Below are 16,368 nucleotides of genomic sequence, written 5' to 3'. Positions count from 1 at the left end.
ACGCGCGCCCGGACTCAGCCGACCTGGGCCGGCCCGATGCGAGGGTGGTGGATCGTCGCGCCGGTCGCGACGGGCGAGCGGCGGGACTCGCGCAGCACCCGCACGACGAGTGCCGGGTGGACGAGCGACGTCGGCGGATCGGCGAGCTGGAGCACCCGGTCGAACGACCGCGCGACAGGCACCGACACGTGCGAGGCGCGGATGACGCGCTGGAGGTAGCCGTTGACCTCGGCGGTGCCGAGCGGCCGCGGACCCTCGGTTGCGGGGTGGCCGAAGTCGCCGCCGACCGCGATGCGCCACGGGGACTCGATGATCCGGGATGCCTTGCGGTGGAATCGTTTCGGCAGGTCGTCCGAACCGACGCCCACCCGCGACGCAACCTCGCCCAGCGCCGCTGCCTGGAGCGCCGATGACGTCATGCCCTGCCCGTAGATCGGGTCGAAGCTGCTCGAGGCGTCCCCGAGCATGACGAGCCCCGGGAGCAGGTCGCGGACCTTCTCGTAGTGCCGTCGCTGGCTCGACGGGAAGCGGTAGGTCGAGACGTCCGAGAGCCGCTCGCACCGGGCGATGAGCTGGCCCACCGCCGGGGAGGGGAGGGTCCTCGCGAACGCCGCGATGCCCTCGTCGTCCGCCGGCGGTGCGTCTCCGTGGACGCCGGCGAGCGTCACCTGCCACCGTTCGCCCTCGACGGGCAGCACGGCGCCGGCCCGGAACGAGCCCGGGTTCTCGATGCACACGACGAAGTGACCCTCGAAGTCCTGCGGCGACCGTCGCATCATGAAGGACGTGTAGCCGATGTCGATCCCGACGCGGGTGACGGGTGGGTCGAGCACGTGCGACTCCGCGAGGTCGTGCGCCAGGCGCGAGCTGCGCCCGGAGCAGTCGACGACGAGGTCGGCCGGCCGTTCCTGACCGTCCACGACGACACCCGTCACGCGACGCCCGGACCGGACCACGCCCTCGACGGTCACGCCGTCCTCGACGGTGACGCCGGGCAGCGCCGCGACGCGTGCGCGGACGACGTGCTCGAGCAGGGGGCGCGTCTGCGAGATGGCGGGACGACCCCAGTCGCCGCGAGCACGGTAGGCGCCACCCTGGTGCACCCACGCGCCCGTGCCGTCGACGCGCACGGCCCCGTGGCCCTCGAGCTCCTCCTCGATGCCGGGGAACCAGTCGCTGAGCAGGTCGAGGCCCGCCGACAGGAGCAGGTGCAGGTGCCGCCCCTGCGGCACGCGGCCTCGCGGCCCGACGGTCTCGGGAAGGTGCTCGCGCTCGAGCACGACGACCGACTCGGCGTGGTCGGCGAGCGCCCGCGCCGCGAGCAGTCCGGCCATGCTGCCGCCGACGACGACGACCCGACCCGAGCGACCGGCTGCCACAGCTCACCTCACCTCGCCGACGGACCCGACCACCGACATGGACCAGGACACGATCACGGACACGACAAGGCTAGAGCCGTGGGGGTTTGATGGGGGCATGACCGAGCACACCGACCTGCCGACCGCCGCCGCCGAGCCGTGCAGCCGCGTGGCCGGTGACGCCCTCAGCCCGGCCGACCCGACGCCTGGGATGAGCCGGCAGGTGGCCCTGCACACGGAGTCGATGTGGTCGGGCACCGTCGACACCGAGGCGGGCGCCGTCTCCGGGTGGCACCACCACGGCGACCACGACACGACCCTCTACGTCGTCTCGGGCCGGATGCGACTCGAGTCCGGCCCGGGCGGCGAGGTCGTCGTCGAGGCCGGCCCCGGCGACTTCCTCCGCGTGCCGGCCGGTGCCGTGCACCGCGAGTCCAACCCGGGCGACGGCACGTCGCGGGCCGTCATCGTGCGCTGCGGTTCGGGCACGCCGACGGTCAACGTCGACGGGCCGGCCCCCGCTCCGGCATCCGTTCAAGACCCGACAGCACCGGACGGCACCTGAGCGACCATGCCTGACCGACGAGAGAGCTGAGCGATGCGCGCGACGATCACGGCCAGCGGCGGCGCCGACCCTGCCGTCGCCTGGGCGCGCTACGAGCACCTCGACCTCTGGTCGACGTGGTCCCCGCAGATCCAGGAGGTCATCGCGCCCACCACTCGCATCGCCGCCGGGCTCAACGGGCTCGTCGTCGGCCCGCTCGGGGTCCGCGTCCCGTTCGAGGTGCTGGCCGTCGACGCCGAGGCGATGGAGTGGAGCTGGCACGTGCGCCTCGGCCCCGTGCACGCCACCCTCGACCACGTCGTGCGGCCCGCGCCGGGCGGCTGCACGACCGAGCTCGTCATCGACGGGCCGGCGTTCGCGGTCGTCGGGTACCGGCCGGTCGCGGCCCTCGCGCTGCGGCGCCTCGTCCGGCGCGACCTCCAGCCCGACGGATCCCCGGCGAAGGATCTCTAGCCCGCGGGAGGGACGGACCCACCGGGTCGGGCTCCGGCGGCCTCGCGGAGCCGAGCGGCCCGCGCGTCCGCCGCCCGACACGCGTCGACGATCTCGCGCAGGGCCCCGTCGACGTCGACCGCGTGCTCGAGCGCGGTGACCTCGCGCTCCGGACCGTGGATGCGGATGCCGTGCGGCACCGCCGAGCCGATGACGAGCGGCAGCGGGTCGGCCTCGGGATGGCGCAGCGACACGTCCTCCCGGTCGAGCCGCCCGACGTAGACCGGCTCGACGCCGCGGCCGTTGCGGGTCGGGCGCACGACGACGACGTTCACGTCGTCGGTCGCCGGCGCGATGCTGTCGACGTGCTTGGCGGCGGCGAGGACGACGGCGGCCAGCCCGGCGGCATACACCCCGTTGCGCTCCCAGGCCGTCCGCGCTCGCCACGACGTGCGGCCCGACGGGGCGGCCTCGCGGCCCTCCTCGGCGACGATGCCGATGGTCGCGAAGCGCACGAGGACGGTGACGTAGGCGCGTTCCGTCACGGGGTCGGTGCCGGCGTCGAGGCACGTGACGTCGCTGCCCGACAGGCGCAGGGCCTCGTCGACGACGGCCACGACGGCCGCCGGGTCGTGGGACTCGAGGAGCTGCCACGCGCCCGACGCGAGCGCCGCCCGTCGATCGGCGAGGACCCGACGTGCGACGTTGCTCGCGCTGACGAAGGCAGCCGCCTGCTCCGTGGCGTGCGCCTTGAGCTCCGTGCTCGCGGAGCGCGAGAGGCCCTTGGCCGTCGCCCCGGCCGCGGCGAGAACCTGCTGCCGGACGGCGGCCACCTCGGACGCGGTCAGGGGCTCGAGCGGCGTCACGACCGGCGGCCGGATCGCGCTGAACGGCTGACGGTGGAAGGAGCACAGGTCGCGGTCGACCGCGAGCGCCTCCTCTCGGTCGGACTCGCGACGGGCCGTGAGGGCCCGGCCCGCGAGCTCGCGGACGGAGAGCGCCACCGGGCGGTCGCCGACCCGTCGACCCGCGGACGTGTCGGCCGGCAGGTCGCTCGCCTCGTGGCGGCCGCGCCTCAGCAGGCGCAGCCGGCCCTGCCGCCCCTGCCGCCTTCCGCTTCCCCCGCGGTCGGGACCGCCCGAGGCCGCGCGCCCCGACGACGCTCCCCCGGTCGGGATGAGACCGGGCGTGGCCGCCTCGATGGCGGGCGTCATGACCTCGGCGAGCGCCGCGGCCACCGGACCTCCGACCCGGAACTGCACGCGTAGCCCGGAGGGGTGTGCGACGAGCCGCAGGATCGGTGAGAGCCGGATGCCCGGCGTCATCTCGGCCTCCTCGGCCTCCCCGGCCTCCTCGGCATCTTCGGCCACGTCGTCGGGACCCCGCACGGTGTCGGCGTCGGCGATCACCGGATCCGTCTGCACGAGAAGGTGCCCGGGCGCCGTTGGGGCAGAGCCGTTGAGGACCGACCCGGCGGCGGACGCACCGGCGCCGACAGTCGAGCTGCCGCCCCAGCCGCGCGGTTCGTAGTACTCGCGGCCTGCCTTGGTCGCCGGTGCGGCGGTCGCACCGGTCGAGCTGCCGTATGCCGACGCCGCGGTCTGGCGACCCCGCTCGGGGAAGAGGGCGGCGAGCGACACCGTCGACTGTGCGGCCACGGTCGCGACGGGGAAGGACACCCTGCCCAGATGCCCGCGCCCGGCACGCCGGGACCCGGCCCGGGGCTGCGACGCGGTCACCGACCAGAAGGTCCAGTCGCTCGGCGGCTCGGGCCACTCGGGGTCGGGCAGCCACTCGTCAGGCGGCAGCCACGTCGCAGGCGGCGTCGGCCACCCCGGCGGCGGGTTGAAACACACGGTCACAGCACGGCCCCCCTCGGCCACCCCTCATGGCCCTCCCCGCCGGGCATCATCGCGCATCGACGGGCCCGCGGTGGAGGGATGGTCCAGATGTCCGCGCACCCGTCGTCGCAGCGTAGCGCCGGAGCCCACGCCGTGGACGGCTCGCGCCATGCCCGTCTTCCGCCCCGCTCAGCCACCTCGCACCGTCGAGAGGCCAGAGTCCGCGGGTCAGGCGTGACCGGTCTCGAGCAGCCCGTCGAGCGCCTCGTCGCCCAGCGCGTCGACGCACACCCGCACGATCTCCATGACGTCGGTGTCGGGGGCCACGGCCGTGAGGTCGTGCGCCGGTCCGTCGAACTGCATCGGTCGCACCGCCGACCCGAGCAGCAGCGGCAACGGGTCCGCTAGCGCGGGGCGCAGCGTCACCGCCTCGCGGCTCAGGCTGCCGACGTAGATCGGCTCGAGTCCCTCGCCGGTCTCGGTCGGTCGCACGATGACGAGGTGGATGTCGTCGGCCGCGACGGCGATGCTGATCGCGCGGCGGGCGGCGGCCAGGGCGAACGACGCGAGGCCGCCGAGGTAGAGCGCGTTGCGCTCGGAGCGGGTGCGGCGCCGCAGCATCCGACGTCCGCTCGACGAGACGCCGGGGCCGCGCTCGGCGACGATGTCGAGCGACGGGTAGCGGGCCACGATCGTGACGTAGCCGCGCGAGGTCTCGGCGTCCCACCCGGCGTCGACGCACGTGCAGCCGCACGTCGCCGCGGCGAAGTCGGCGTCGAGCTCGGCGATGACGGCGCAGCGGTCGTGCCCGGCCAGGTCGTTCCACTGGTCGTCGAGGGCGGCGGCGCGGTGCTGGGCGACGACGGCGTGCGCGACGTCGAGGGTGCGGCTGAAGCCGTCCGCCTCGGTCTCCGCGATCGCCTTGGCCTTGGCGCGGGCAGCGCGCTTGAAGACCGACACCTGCGGCAGCGCGGCGTTGAAGGCCTTGCGCTCGAGCAGGCTTCGCTCTCTGGGCGACAGCGCGGCCGTCTCGGGCGGCTCGGGGCGCCGACGGGGCGGGTGGTTCTCGTGGTGCAGGGCGACGAGCGCCTCCTCGATGGAGCGCAGCGCATTGAGGTCACCGGTCTCCTGGGCCTGCAGCGACCGCACCTCGAGCTCGGCGAGAGTCAGCGTCTCGCCGGAGCCGCGATCGGCGACGGACGAGACGTCGGCGCGGGCGCCGACGCCGGTGCCGACGCGCGGGCCCGCCGCGTCGTCGAGGAGGGCGCGGAGTCCGGACGTCGAGGAGCTGAGCCGCACCTCCGGTGCGACCCTGAGCAGCAGGTCCACCTCAGAGGTCCAGCCGGCCCGCAGAGGTCAGCAGGCCGTCGATCTCCCACGAGCTCTCGGGGACGGCACGCGTCGCGGCCGGCTCGACCGTGGGGCCGGACGAGGTCGCCACCTCGAGGGCGTCGGACGAGGCGCGGGCGCGCAGTCCGGCGAGCCAGCTCCCGCGGTCGGTGCCGTAGGCGACGGAGGTGGCGGCCGTCGTGCGGGGCGGCGAGCCGAAGCGGGGCGTGCCGGCCTCGCCCGCGGCTCGCTGCTCGACGACCCAGAAGGTCCAGCCGCGCGGCGGCGTCGGCCAGCTGGGGTCCGGCATCCAGTCGTCACCGGGAGCCCACGACGACGACGGAACCGGCCATCCCGGAGGAGCATTGAAGCGCACCGACATGTCTACCCCTTTGACCAGAGCCTCGACGGGGTCGACCCTGACCTCGACCCCACAAGCGCACGGTACGACCCAAAGAGGGTCAAAGTCTCCGAAATGGACAAAAAGGCGCCCGCGTCCGCCCGACCGCTCTCAGGGACCGCTCGGGGGCGGCTCGGGGTCGACCCCGATGGGCACCGCCACCACGGACCGCCACGCTGGAGGCATGACGACGAGCACGCTCTCCCCGGCCCGCGCCGCCGGCTCCCCGAGAGCCCAGACCGCACCGGCCGCGTATGCCGTCACGCCACCGAGGACGCACCGCACCCCTCCCGCGTCCGCCGCGTCCACGACATCGCCCGCCGTCGCCGTCCCGGCCGTCCGCGTGACCGCGCCGGCAACCGAGAGGGTGTCCACGCGTACGTCCACCCTGCCGGGCACGCGGGAGGCGACGGACCGCGTGCCGCTGCTGGCGCTGCTCGCACCGCTCCTGCTCTTCACCCACGGCATCGTCGACTGGGTCGACGGCCTCGACTCCCTCGACGGGCTCCGCGGTCTCGGTGGGCTCGGCGGGGTCGCCGCCGCCCGCGACCAGGGCGCCCTGTCGGTGGCCGCGGGCGTGCTCCTCGTCCTGTCGGTCGCGAGCTTCGCGTGGCTCGCCGTCGGTCTTGGAGCCCGCCTGCGCCACCTCCCGCTCGCGGTCCCGACGGCGCTGCTAGCGGCGTTCGGGGCCGGCGCGACGGCCGCCGTCTGGGTCGGTCAGGTCACGGGTCTCATCGGCCACACGGCGCCGGCCGCACTCTCCTTTGGCGGCGGCGTCCTGACGGCCGTGGCCCTCGCGACGGTGCTCGTGGCCCTCACCGTCGAGGGGCTCCTGCCCGTCGGCTCGCTCGCCCTCGCGGCCGTCTCCATCGGGATCATGCTGCTGCCCTGGGGTCTGGTCCCGCTCGCCGCGCTCGTGCTCCTCATCGCCCTCGCCCCGCTCACCCGACCGGTCGAGGCGGACTGAGGGCCCGACACGACCCGTGGCCTCGTGGTGCGAGCCGTCAGCCGACTGCCCGCCAACCGTGACGCATCTCGACGAGCGGACTCACCGGTAGCCCCCAATGATGTGGGGACGCGCCCGATCCAGGGCGCTGCCACTTGTTCCTCACACCACGGGAGCTCACACATGCGCCACCCCAGCCTGACCAGACGCGGCATCGTCGCCGTCGCGTCTCTCGCCCTCGCCTCGACCGCCGCGATCGGTGGCGTCGCCGTCGCCTCGACCGACGCGACCACCGCCGAGCCGGTCTCGACGCCGGTCACGATCAACACCCCGGACGGCCAGCTCATGAGCTACGTCGTCAACGCCCGCATCGCCAACCCCGGCCAGACGCGTCTCGTCGAGACCGCGGTCCGGGCCGCGGGTGGCGTCGTCGTCCAGTCGTGGCCGCAGATCGGCGTCGTCATCGCGCACTCGAAGGTCTCCACCTTCCGGGCCGATGTCGTGCGGGCGGGCGGCAACGCCGTCGAGTCCGTCGGCGCGACCCGCACCGTCGCCGTGTCCGAGGGCACGCCCGAGGTCGCGGGGGCATCCTGGGGCCGCGGCGCGTCCGGCTACAAGCAGGGCGCGAAGAAGGCGGACAACGGCGACCTCGAGTCCGACGCGTCGCCGGCCGCCGCCAGCGACCCTCGCGAGGGCGAGCAGTGGGACCTCAAGATGATCAAGGCCGACCAGGCCCACGCGATCACCGACGGCTCCCGCAACGTGCTCGTCGGCGTGCTCGACAGCGGCATCGACCCCGACCACCCCGACCTCGCCGCCAACATCGACGTCGCCGACTCCGTCAACTGCACCGACGCCGGCCGCCCCGACCTCTCGGCCACCGGCTGGTACCCGACGACGAGCGACCACGGCACCCACGTGGCCGGCACGATCGCCGCCGCGCGCAACGGCGTCGGCATCGTCGGTGTCGCACCGAACGTCCGGATGGCCGCGGTCAAGGTCGTCAACGACGCCGGGTTCATCTACCCGGAGTACGCCGTGTGCGGCTTCATCTGGGCCGGGCTCAAGCACATGGACGTGACGAACAACAGCTACTACGTCGACCCGTTCGAGTTCTACTGCGAGGACCAGCCCGACCAGTACGCCGCCAAGGAGGCCGTCCGGCGAGCGGTGACGTGGTCGACGAAGCAGGGTGTCGTCCACGCGGCCGCGGCCGGCAACTCGGCCCGCGACCTGTCGGACAAGTCGTCGTTCAAGGACACGACGAGCCCTGACGACCAGCCGCCCGCCGGCTTCGTCACCCGCACCCTCAACAGCGGGTGCGAGGACATCCCGACCGAGCTCGACGGCGTCGTGACGGTCAGCTCGATGCAGCGCTTCCCGGCGGGGACGATGGACAGCCGTCTCTCCTCGTTCAGCAACCGCGGACTCGGCAAGATCGACGTGGCTGCACCCGGTTCGTCGATCCTCTCGACGATCGTCACGAACAACGGCTACGGCACGAAGAGCGGCACCTCGATGGCGTCCCCGCACGTCGCCGGTGTGCTCGCGCTCATGAAGTCGGTCCACCCGACGTGGACGCCCGCACAGATGATCGACAAGCTGCGCCAGCAGGCCGACGACAAGGCGTGCGGCACGACGACCGCGGGCCCGACCTGCGTCGGCCCGGTCGAGGACAACAGCTTCTTCGGCGAGGGCGTCGTAGACGCCCTGGACGCCGTCAGCTGACCCACCCGCACCCCACCCACCACTCGAGTGGCCCCGTCGTCCTGTGACGACGGGGCCACTCGACGATGTGGGGTCGGTCGGCATGTGACGACGGGGCCACTCGACGGTGTGGGGTGGGTCGGCATGTCACGCCTTCCCTTCACTCGAGTGGCCTTGTCGTCACTCGGTCCGGGTGCGGAGGGAGCGCACGGTGCGGGCGAGCAGGGCGAGCGCGACGAGCTGGGTGACGACCACGACGCCGACGAGGGCGGGCAGCGACCGGTCGTAGAGCCACCCCGCGACGAGACCGCCGACGATCGCGAACGCTCCCTGCACCCCCGCGAAGACGCCGTATGCCGTCGCGCGCCTCGGCGCCTCCACGACCTCCGCGACGAGCGCCTTGACCGTCGAGTCCTGCACGCCGTAGGCCAGACCCCAGACGGCGACCCCGACGAGGGAGAGCACGACCGAGCCCGACAGGGCGAGCGGGGGCACGAGCGCGACGAGCAGCGGCACGGCATACAGCACGGCCCCGCCGCGGCGGTCGTAGACGAGGCCCACCCCGAGCGCCGCGAGCGCCTCGACCCCCATGGCGCCGGCATAGACGACGGGGACCGTGGCGACGGGGACGAGCCCCTCCACCGTGAGGTGGTAGCCGATGATGCCGAAGGTGACGAGGCCACCGGTCATGAGGCCCGCGGCGAGCGCGTAGCCGAAGAACTCGCGCGGCAGGCCCGAGCCGACCGCGTCGGCGAACCAGCCGCGCAAGCCGCGACGTGACACGCCACCATCCGAAACCGCCTGTGCCGCAGGCGTGCCCACCGTCTCGACGTCGTAGACCGACGGGTCGGGCACGCGGGAACGGATGATGACGAGCAGCAGCATCGCGGCCGCGCCGGGGATCGCGAGGACTGCCATGCTCGGCCAGATCGCCCCGGTCGCCGCGATGACCCCGGCGACGAGGAGCGGCCCGGCGAACGCCCCGACCTGGTCGAGCGCCTTGTGCACGCCGAAGCCGCGGCCCCGGCCGACCGCCGACGCGACGTGGGCGAGCAGCGCGGACTTCGACGGGCTCCGCACGGCCTTGCCGGAGCGCTCGAGGAGGATGAGGACGGACGCGAGCGCGAGTCCCGCGCCGCCGACGAAGGGCGTCACGGCGAGCAGCGGCACGCAGACGGCGGTGAGGCCGTAGCCGACGATCGTCAGACCCCAGTAGCGGCCGGTCCGGTCGGCGAGCGGCCCGAAGACGAGGCGCAGCACGAGCGCCATGGCCTCCCCCGCGCCGGTGACGAGCCCGACGACGAGGGCCGTGGCGCCGAGGGAGGCGAGGAGTGGGCCGTACATCGAGCGCGCGCCCTCGTAGACCATGTCGGCGGCGAGGCTGACGAAGCCGAACCACCACACGACCCGCCACGCCGACCAGCGGCCGCGTCCGGATCCGGAGTCGGAACCGGAGTCGGCCCCGGAGTCGGCCCCGGTGGCGGGAGCGGTGGCAGCCGGTTCGGTCATGCGGGGCAACCTAGCAACGCGACCTGCAATGCGACCTCCAACGCGAGCTGCACCGTGACCGGCGACGAGACCGACGAGCAGACCGCGACGAGACCGACGACGAGACCCCCGACGAGACCCGCGACGAGACCGGCCGGCGGGCCTAGCCTGAACGGGTGAGCAACCCGGACCGCCACCCCGCCGAGGTCGTCTGCGGCGACGACCCGACCCCCTCGACCGTCGTCGTCCTGCCCTACCGCGAGGTGCCGCTCGGCGGCCCGAGAGCGATGGCGGTGCGCCGCAGCCTCCCGCAGCGCGAGCGCTCGCTCATCGGGGCATGGTGCTTCGTCGACCACTACGGCCCCGACGACGTCTCGCAGACGGGCGGCATGGTCGTGCCCGGCCACCCGCACACCGGCCTGCAGACGGTCTCGTGGCTCTTCACGGGCGAGGTCGAGCACCGCGACACCACCGGAGCCCACGCCTTCGTCCGCCCGGGCGAGCTCAACATCATGACCGCGGGCTCCGGCATCGCCCACTCGGAGTACTCCACCCCCGACACGACCGTGCTCCACGGCGCCCAGCTGTGGGTCGCGCTGCCCGAGGCCGACCGCAGCACGCGGCCGGGCTTCGAGCACTACGCGCCGCCGGTCACCGAGGTCGACGGAGCGCGGGTCCTGGTCTTCCTCGGCACCCTCTTCGGCCAGACCTCGCCGGTGACGATGTTCTCCGACCTCGTCGGCGCCGAGGTGACGCTCGCGGCCGGCACCTCCCTCGACATCGACGTCGATCCCACCCACGAGCACGGACTGCTCTGCGACACCGGCGTGCTCACGGTCGGCGACGTCACGGCCAAGCCCGGCGAGATCGCCTTCCTCGCCACCGGGACGAGTCGCATCACCGTCGAGGCCGGGCACGACGAGCCCGCACGCCTCCTCGTGCTCGGCGGCGCACCGTTCGGCGAGCAGATCGTCATGTGGTGGAACTTCATCGGCCGCAGCCACGACGAGGTCGTCGGCTTCCGCGAGGACTGGCAGCGCGAGCGGTCGCCGCGCGAGGAGGGGTCGTATGCCGCCCCGGCACCCGGCGCTCGCTACGGCACCTTCCCCGACGCCTGGGACCACACCCTCCCCGCCCCGGGCCTGCCCAACCTGCGCCTGCGCTCCCGCGGCTGAGCGCGTGGCAACGTCCAGGCGTGATGTCCAGGGTTTGGGCGTGGCACACCAGCAGGACGAGGATGGGCCCATGCGCGCGACGACGATCCATGCCCCCGGTGACATCCGCCTGTCCGACGTCCCCGACCCGACGATCGAGGCGCCGACCGACGCCATCGTCCGCGTCGTGGCCGGCTGCATCTGCGGGTCGGACCTCTGGCCCTACCGGGGGGCCAACCCGATCACGGCCGGCTCCACCATCGGCCACGAGGCCGTCGGCGTCGTCGAGGAGATCGGCGCCGACGTCCGGCAGATCCGGAAGGGCGACTTCGTCGTCATCCCCTTCGTCCACTGCGACAACACGTGCCCGCACTGCCTCGCCGGCATGACCTCGGTGTGCGACCACCAGGGCTGGACCGAGAGCGGCCAGGCCGAGCTCGTCCGCGTCAACCAGGCGGACGGCAGCCTCGTCGCGACCGACGGGATGCCCGACGACGCGATGCTCCCCTCGCTCCTCACGCTCGCCGACGTCATGGCCACCGGCTGGCACGCCGCCGTGTCCTCTCGGGTGCGGCCCGGTGGCACGGCCGTCGTCATCGGTGACGGGGCCGTCGGTCTCTGCGGTGTCATCGCCGCCAAGGAGCTCGGCGCCGAGCGCATCGTCGCGATGTCGCGCCACGAGCCGCGCCAGGCCCTGGCCCGCGAGTTCGGCGCCACCCACGTCATCGCCGAGCGCGACGACGCCGGCGTCGAGGCCGTCATGGAGCTGACCGGCGGGATCGGCGCCGACTCGGTGCTCGAGTGCGTCGGCACCGACCAGTCGATGAAGACCGCCTTCCGCATCGGCCGCCCCGGCTCGACCGTCGGCTTCGTCGGCGCCCCCCACGGCGTCGAGCTGCCCGTCCGGCAGATGTTCGTCCGCAACGTCGGCCTCGCCGGTGGCATGGCTCCCGTGCGCACCTACCTGCCCGACCTGCTGGAGCGCGTCCTCGACGGCCGCATCGACCCGGGCCAGGTCTTCGACCTGACGCTTCCCCTCGACGAGGTGGCCGAGGGCTGCCGCGCCATGGACGAGCGGCGTGCGATCAAGGTCCTGCTGCGCCCTTGAACCGGCCGGACCGACCCTGGACAGTGGCCGACCGGCAACACCGAACGGGTATGCCGTGAGGGCACCAAGCCGTCGACGCTCGCGCTCCGAAGACCGCACGTGACCCGCGAACCCGAGCACACGGCATACCCAGCTGCGGACCAGGAGCGAGACGTGACGCACGCCCGGCTCATCGACACGGCGGCCCCGAGCGCGCCCCGCGGCGTCGTGCTCGTGCTCCACGGCGGCGCGGCCCGGCGCACGCCGATGCGCGTCAGCCCGACCCAGCTCTCGGTGCTGCGGATGGTGCCGATCGCGAGCCGCATCGCGCGTGCCGCCAAGGGCGAGCTCGCCGTGCTGCGGCTGCTCAACTCGACGCGCGGCTGGGACGCGCACCACACCCCGGTCGACGACGTGGGCTGGGCCCTGGGCCAGGTGGCCGACCGGTTCGGTCCCGACCTGCCCGTCGGCCTCGTCGGGCACTCGCTCGGCGGTCGCGCCGCACTGCTCGCGGCCGGCGAGGACCCCGTCGTCAGCGCGGTCGCCCTCAACCCGTGGGTCTACCCCACCGACGGGCACCTCGACCTGACGGGGCGACGCGTCCTCGTCGTCCACGGGGACGACGACCGCATCGCCCGACCGACGAGCTCGGCGGCGGTGGCCCGCGACCTCGCCCGCACCGCGGAGGTCGGCTACGTCACCGTCGAGGGCGGCAAGCACGCGATGCTCCGGCGCGGCAGCGTCTTCGACGGCCTGGCCGCCGACTTCGCGGTCACGACCCTGCTCGGCCGCCGACCCGAGGGAGTCGTCGGCCGGATCCTCGCCGGTGAGGCCTGGATCGACGTCTGACCGAGAGATCTGATGGAGGCATCTGACCGAGATGTCTGGTCAAGACCTCTGTTGGGACCTCCGATGAAACGTCGGGGCCCAGACACCTCGGAGACGGCTCTCAGCACGTCTTGCGGCGAGAACGTCGGTCCATTTCAGCTTTTGTAGTTTTGTGACCATTTGGTCACTAAACGTGTGCTTACTTTGCAGTCGTCCGTTTCGCCCAATACAGTCGAGTCACCCCCTCCAACGACCGGTCCGGAACTGAAGTGAGGACCAGGATTGGCCCCGAGATTTGCGTCAGTCGATGACTACATCGCCTCCTACCCCGAGGAGACGCGAACTCAGCTTGCGGGGGTCCGCCGCACGATCCGCGAGGTAGCCCCTCATGCGGGCGAGAAGATCAGCTACGGCATGGCGACGTTCACCGTCGACGGCAAGCCCCTCATCTACTACGCCGGCTGGAAGAACCACGTCGGTCTCTACCCCGTCCCGACGGGTGACGCGGAGTTCGAGGAGGCGATCAGCCCCTATCGCCGCGCCAAGGACACCGTGCGTTTCCCGATCAGCCGGCCGGTCCCGCTCGAGCTCGTCTCGGAGATCACCGAGCTCTGCCTCAAGCGCCGCGCCGCGGTCTCGGAGGGCCACGACGTCTGACACGGCGCCTCACGTTCAGCGCTCGATGACGGCCAGGACGTTGCGGGCCGGGTCGGTGAACCACGCGATGAGCGGTCCTCCCTTGCGGAAGACCCCCTTCGCGTCGGTCTCCATCGGCGTGCCGGCATACGTCTCGAAGACGACGCCCCTTGCCGTCAGCTCGTCGACCGCGGCCTCGACGTCGTCGACCGGGAAGTTGAGGATCGTGAACGACGCCGGTTCGTGGTTCGGCTTCGGGTAGACGAGCGTCGGGCGGTCGCCACCGTCGCCTGCGAGGTGGAGGGTCAGCATGCCGTTCTCCTCGGTGACGCGCAGGCCGAGGGTGTCGGCGTAGAAGGCCTTGGTCGCGGCGATGTCGTCGACGGAGAAGCCGCTGAAGGCGTGGGAGTCCTGGAGCATCGTGTGTCCTTCCGTGCAGGGGTCAGTGGTCGGGCGCGGCGCGCGCCCGCTCCCTCCAGTGAAGACCCGTGCGGCACGCCACGGCACGCCCCCGTCGAAGAAATTTCGGTGGAACCCCAATCCAGTGACGGCTCCCGCGGCGAACCCCTGCGCGGAGACGGTCGACGACGACCCCCCGTCTGAAGCAGAGCAGGATGGACGGCTTGTCTCCTCGTCAAGGAGGAAACACAGATGCGCACCACCACCACTCGAATCGCCGGCGCCAGCCTCGCGGCCGCCGCCGCCATGGCCCTCAGCATCGGCCCGGCCTTCGCCGCCGACACCTGGGTCAGCGCCAACCTCAAGCCCGTCGCCGGCAACGGTGTCGACGGCAGCGGCACCGCGATGGTCGAGGTCACGGGCAACAAGATCACCGTGACCATGGCCGCCAACGGCCTGCTCCCCGACAACCCGCACGCCGCGCACATCCACTTCGGGGCCGAGGCCCGCCACGAGTGCCCGATCCTGTCCGACGACAAGAACGGCGACGGGCACCTCAACACGACCGAGGGCGGCCCGGCCTACGGCGACATCGTCGTGTCGCTGACGAAGACCGGTGACACGAGCCCGAAGTCGGGTCTCGCCATCGACCGCTTCAGCACGGCGCCCGGCGGCAAGATCGCCTACCAGCGCGGCAGCATCAAGGTCTCGAGCGACGTCGCGAAGGCGATCTCGGCCGGTCAGTCCGTCGTCGTCATCCACGGCGTCGACTACAACAAGGACGGCAAGTACTCCGGCGCCACGAAGAGCGACCTCATGCCGTCGCTCCCGACCGAGGCCACCGACCCGGCCCTGTGTGGCGCGCTGCGCGTCGCCCCGGCCGGCGGCATGCACACCGGTGGCGGCCAGGTCGCCGACAACCTCAAGAGCGGTGGCCAGAACGAGGCCCTCATGCTCGTCGGCGGTGGCGCCCTGCTCGCCGCAGCCGGGTCCGGTGCCTTTGCCGCCCGTCGCGCCCGCTCGCGCGCCTGAGCGCCTGAACGCCTGAGCGCCTGCGATCGACACCGACCCTGAGCGACCGACCCCACCGAACGGGAGTGACCCGACCATGAGCGAAGAGACCGGGCCCGCAGCCGAGCCCACGCCGCCCACCGGCGGTCGCAGCCCCCGTCGCCTCACCGCGACGGTGGCCGCGGCCCTGGCGGTCACGGCCGTGCTCCTCGTCGTCGGGATCGTCGCGCTCGTGGTCGGCCTCCGGGGGAGCCCGGTGAGCTCCGGCAACCCCGGCCCGCCGCAGCCCGCGGCGGCCGGGGCCCCGTCGGGCACGTCACGTCCGTCGAGCCCGTCGAGCCCGTCGGCGGCCCCCGGTCAGGGTGGGACACCGGCGGCCGGTGGGACGACCGGCGCGAAGGCCGACGCCACCGGCATCGGCGACTTCCTCGAGGCGTCCGAGCCGACGTCGATCGAGATCCCGTCGATCGGGGTGCGCTCGTCGCACTTCGTCCGGCTCGGAATCCAGCCCGACGGCACGATCTCCGTGCCGGGCACGGCCCAGGAGGTCGGGATCTACGACGCCGGCCCCACCCCGGGCCAGCTCGGCCCGTCGGTCCTCGCCGCCCACGTCGACACCCCGTCCGGCGTGCCGGGCATCTTCCACGAGCTCGGGAGAGTCAGGGCCGGTGACGTCGTCAAGGTGTCGCGCCGGGACGGGTCGCACCTGACGTTCACCGTCGACTCGGTCGCGGCCTACCGCAAGTCGCAGTTCCCGACCGAGCGCGTCTACAAGGGCGACTTCACCAAGGCCGAGATCCGACTCGTGACGTGCGGCGGCCCGACCGACAGCCGCAACGAGTACCGCGACAACGTCGTGGTCTTCGGCCACCTCTCGAGCGCCACCTGACCAGCAGCCGAGCCGCGGCCGCGCTCCACGCCGCCCCCCGCGGGTATGCCGCGGGGTCCCCACCCAGGGACCGCACGGCATACCCGTGGGGGGCTTGTCGAGGACCCCGTTCGAATGTGATCCACGTCTCACCCAACGGAAGGTAAAGCGTTGGTATAGGCGGGCACTACGGACATTCAGGGACCATCCGGGCACGCCGTCGTTACCGTGGCGTGACATTTGCCAGTCGCCTCGTCTAGTCTTCCGGGAGTTCGGCCACCTGGCCGGGCTCTCGTGAGGTGGACCGCCTAGTCCTGTC

16 protein-coding genes are annotated in these 16,368 nt (G+C 73.1%); 10 read left to right on the top strand and 6 right to left on the bottom strand.

Features of this window, described 5'->3' with window-relative positions:
* Positions 1 to 14 precede the first annotated feature (14 nt).
* Positions 15 to 1,379, bottom strand: a complete 1,365-nt coding sequence (locus H283_RS23680) for an NAD(P)/FAD-dependent oxidoreductase (RefSeq protein WP_020141783.1) — start codon at positions 1,377 to 1,379, stop codon at positions 15 to 17.
* Positions 1,380 to 1,476: 97 nt separating this feature from the next.
* Between H283_RS23680 and H283_RS23675 the strand changes: the two genes are divergently transcribed.
* Complete coding sequence (locus tag H283_RS23675; protein WP_020141782.1) at positions 1,477 to 1,923, top strand: cupin domain-containing protein; 447 nt, start codon at positions 1,477 to 1,479, stop codon at positions 1,921 to 1,923.
* Positions 1,924 to 1,956: 33 nt separating this feature from the next.
* Positions 1,957 to 2,376, top strand: coding sequence for an SRPBCC family protein (locus H283_RS0101715; protein ID WP_020141781.1), 420 nt, complete (start codon positions 1,957 to 1,959; stop codon positions 2,374 to 2,376).
* Here H283_RS0101715 and H283_RS0101710 read toward each other — a convergent pair.
* The 3 genes from H283_RS0101710 to H283_RS0101700 form a co-directional block, all read right to left on the bottom strand.
* Complete coding sequence (locus H283_RS0101710) at positions 2,373 to 4,211, bottom strand: hypothetical protein (protein ID WP_156022911.1); 1,839 nt, start codon at positions 4,209 to 4,211, stop codon at positions 2,373 to 2,375. The two genes, H283_RS0101715 and H283_RS0101710, sit on opposite strands and share 4 nt — an antisense overlap.
* 213 nt (positions 4,212 to 4,424) lie before the next feature.
* A complete protein-coding gene (locus tag H283_RS0101705) occupies positions 4,425 to 5,525 on the bottom strand; it encodes a hypothetical protein (RefSeq protein ID WP_020141779.1) in 1,101 nt (366 codons plus the stop codon).
* Position 5,526: 1 nt separating this feature from the next.
* Entirely contained in the window at positions 5,527 to 5,835 is a 309-nt protein-coding gene (locus tag H283_RS0101700; protein ID WP_020141778.1) for a hypothetical protein, read from the bottom strand.
* Between the two features lie 274 nt (positions 5,836 to 6,109).
* On the opposite strand from H283_RS0101700, the gene H283_RS0101690 reads away from it, so the two are divergent.
* Together H283_RS0101690 and H283_RS0101685 are read left to right on the top strand one after the other, a co-directional pair.
* Entirely contained in the window at positions 6,110 to 6,892 is a 783-nt protein-coding gene (locus H283_RS0101690) for a hypothetical protein (protein WP_156022910.1), read from the top strand.
* A gap of 162 nt (positions 6,893 to 7,054) precedes the next feature.
* A complete protein-coding gene (locus tag H283_RS0101685; RefSeq protein WP_020141775.1) occupies positions 7,055 to 8,599 on the top strand; it encodes a S8 family serine peptidase in 1,545 nt (514 codons plus the stop codon).
* A 159-nt stretch (positions 8,600 to 8,758) separates the two neighbouring features.
* Here H283_RS0101685 and H283_RS0101680 read toward each other — a convergent pair whose 3' ends face one another.
* Positions 8,759 to 10,087 carry an MFS transporter gene (locus H283_RS0101680; protein ID WP_020141774.1) on the bottom strand — a complete coding sequence of 443 codons (1,329 nt, stop codon included), beginning with the start codon at positions 10,085 to 10,087 and terminating at the stop codon, positions 8,759 to 8,761.
* A 155-nt stretch (positions 10,088 to 10,242) separates the two neighbouring features.
* Between H283_RS0101680 and H283_RS0101670 the strand changes: the two genes are divergently transcribed.
* The 4 genes from H283_RS0101670 to H283_RS0101655 all read left to right on the top strand — a co-directional run bounded on the left by H283_RS0101670 (position 10,243) and on the right by H283_RS0101655 (position 13,792).
* Positions 10,243 to 11,241 carry a pirin family protein gene (locus H283_RS0101670; RefSeq protein WP_020141772.1) on the top strand — a complete coding sequence of 333 codons (999 nt, stop codon included), beginning with the start codon at positions 10,243 to 10,245 and terminating at the stop codon, positions 11,239 to 11,241.
* Positions 11,242 to 11,311: 70 nt separating this feature from the next.
* Positions 11,312 to 12,328 (top strand): zinc-dependent alcohol dehydrogenase family protein, encoded by a 1,017-nt coding sequence (locus H283_RS0101665; RefSeq protein ID WP_020141771.1) that lies wholly within the window; start codon positions 11,312 to 11,314, stop codon positions 12,326 to 12,328.
* Between the two features lie 99 nt (positions 12,329 to 12,427).
* Complete coding sequence (locus H283_RS0101660; protein ID WP_196805888.1) at positions 12,428 to 13,156, top strand: alpha/beta hydrolase; 729 nt, start codon at positions 12,428 to 12,430, stop codon at positions 13,154 to 13,156.
* 261 nt (positions 13,157 to 13,417) lie between these two features.
* A complete protein-coding gene (locus tag H283_RS0101655) occupies positions 13,418 to 13,792 on the top strand; it encodes an iron chaperone (protein ID WP_028785258.1) in 375 nt (124 codons plus the stop codon).
* A 15-nt stretch (positions 13,793 to 13,807) separates the two neighbouring features.
* On the opposite strand, the gene H283_RS0101650 is transcribed toward H283_RS0101655, so the two are convergent.
* Positions 13,808 to 14,191 carry a VOC family protein gene (locus H283_RS0101650; RefSeq protein ID WP_020141768.1) on the bottom strand — a complete coding sequence of 128 codons (384 nt, stop codon included), beginning with the start codon at positions 14,189 to 14,191 and terminating at the stop codon, positions 13,808 to 13,810.
* 231 nt (positions 14,192 to 14,422) lie between these two features.
* Between H283_RS0101650 and H283_RS0101645 the strand changes: the two genes are divergently transcribed.
* Entirely contained in the window at positions 14,423 to 15,202 is a 780-nt protein-coding gene (locus H283_RS0101645) for a CHRD domain-containing protein (protein WP_020141767.1), read from the top strand.
* Positions 15,203 to 15,278: 76 nt separating this feature from the next.
* Positions 15,279 to 16,070, top strand: coding sequence for a sortase domain-bontaining protein (locus H283_RS0101640; protein WP_020141766.1), 792 nt, complete (start codon positions 15,279 to 15,281; stop codon positions 16,068 to 16,070).
* Positions 16,071 to 16,368: the final 298 nt, after the last annotated feature.

Source organism: Terracoccus sp. 273MFTsu3.1, from assembly GCF_000383675.1.
In the GTDB taxonomy this organism is placed as follows: domain Bacteria; phylum Actinomycetota; class Actinomycetes; order Actinomycetales; family Dermatophilaceae; genus Terrabacter.
The sequence above is the reverse complement of the archived record's forward strand: the minus strand, read 5'-3'. Positions and strand labels throughout refer to the sequence as shown.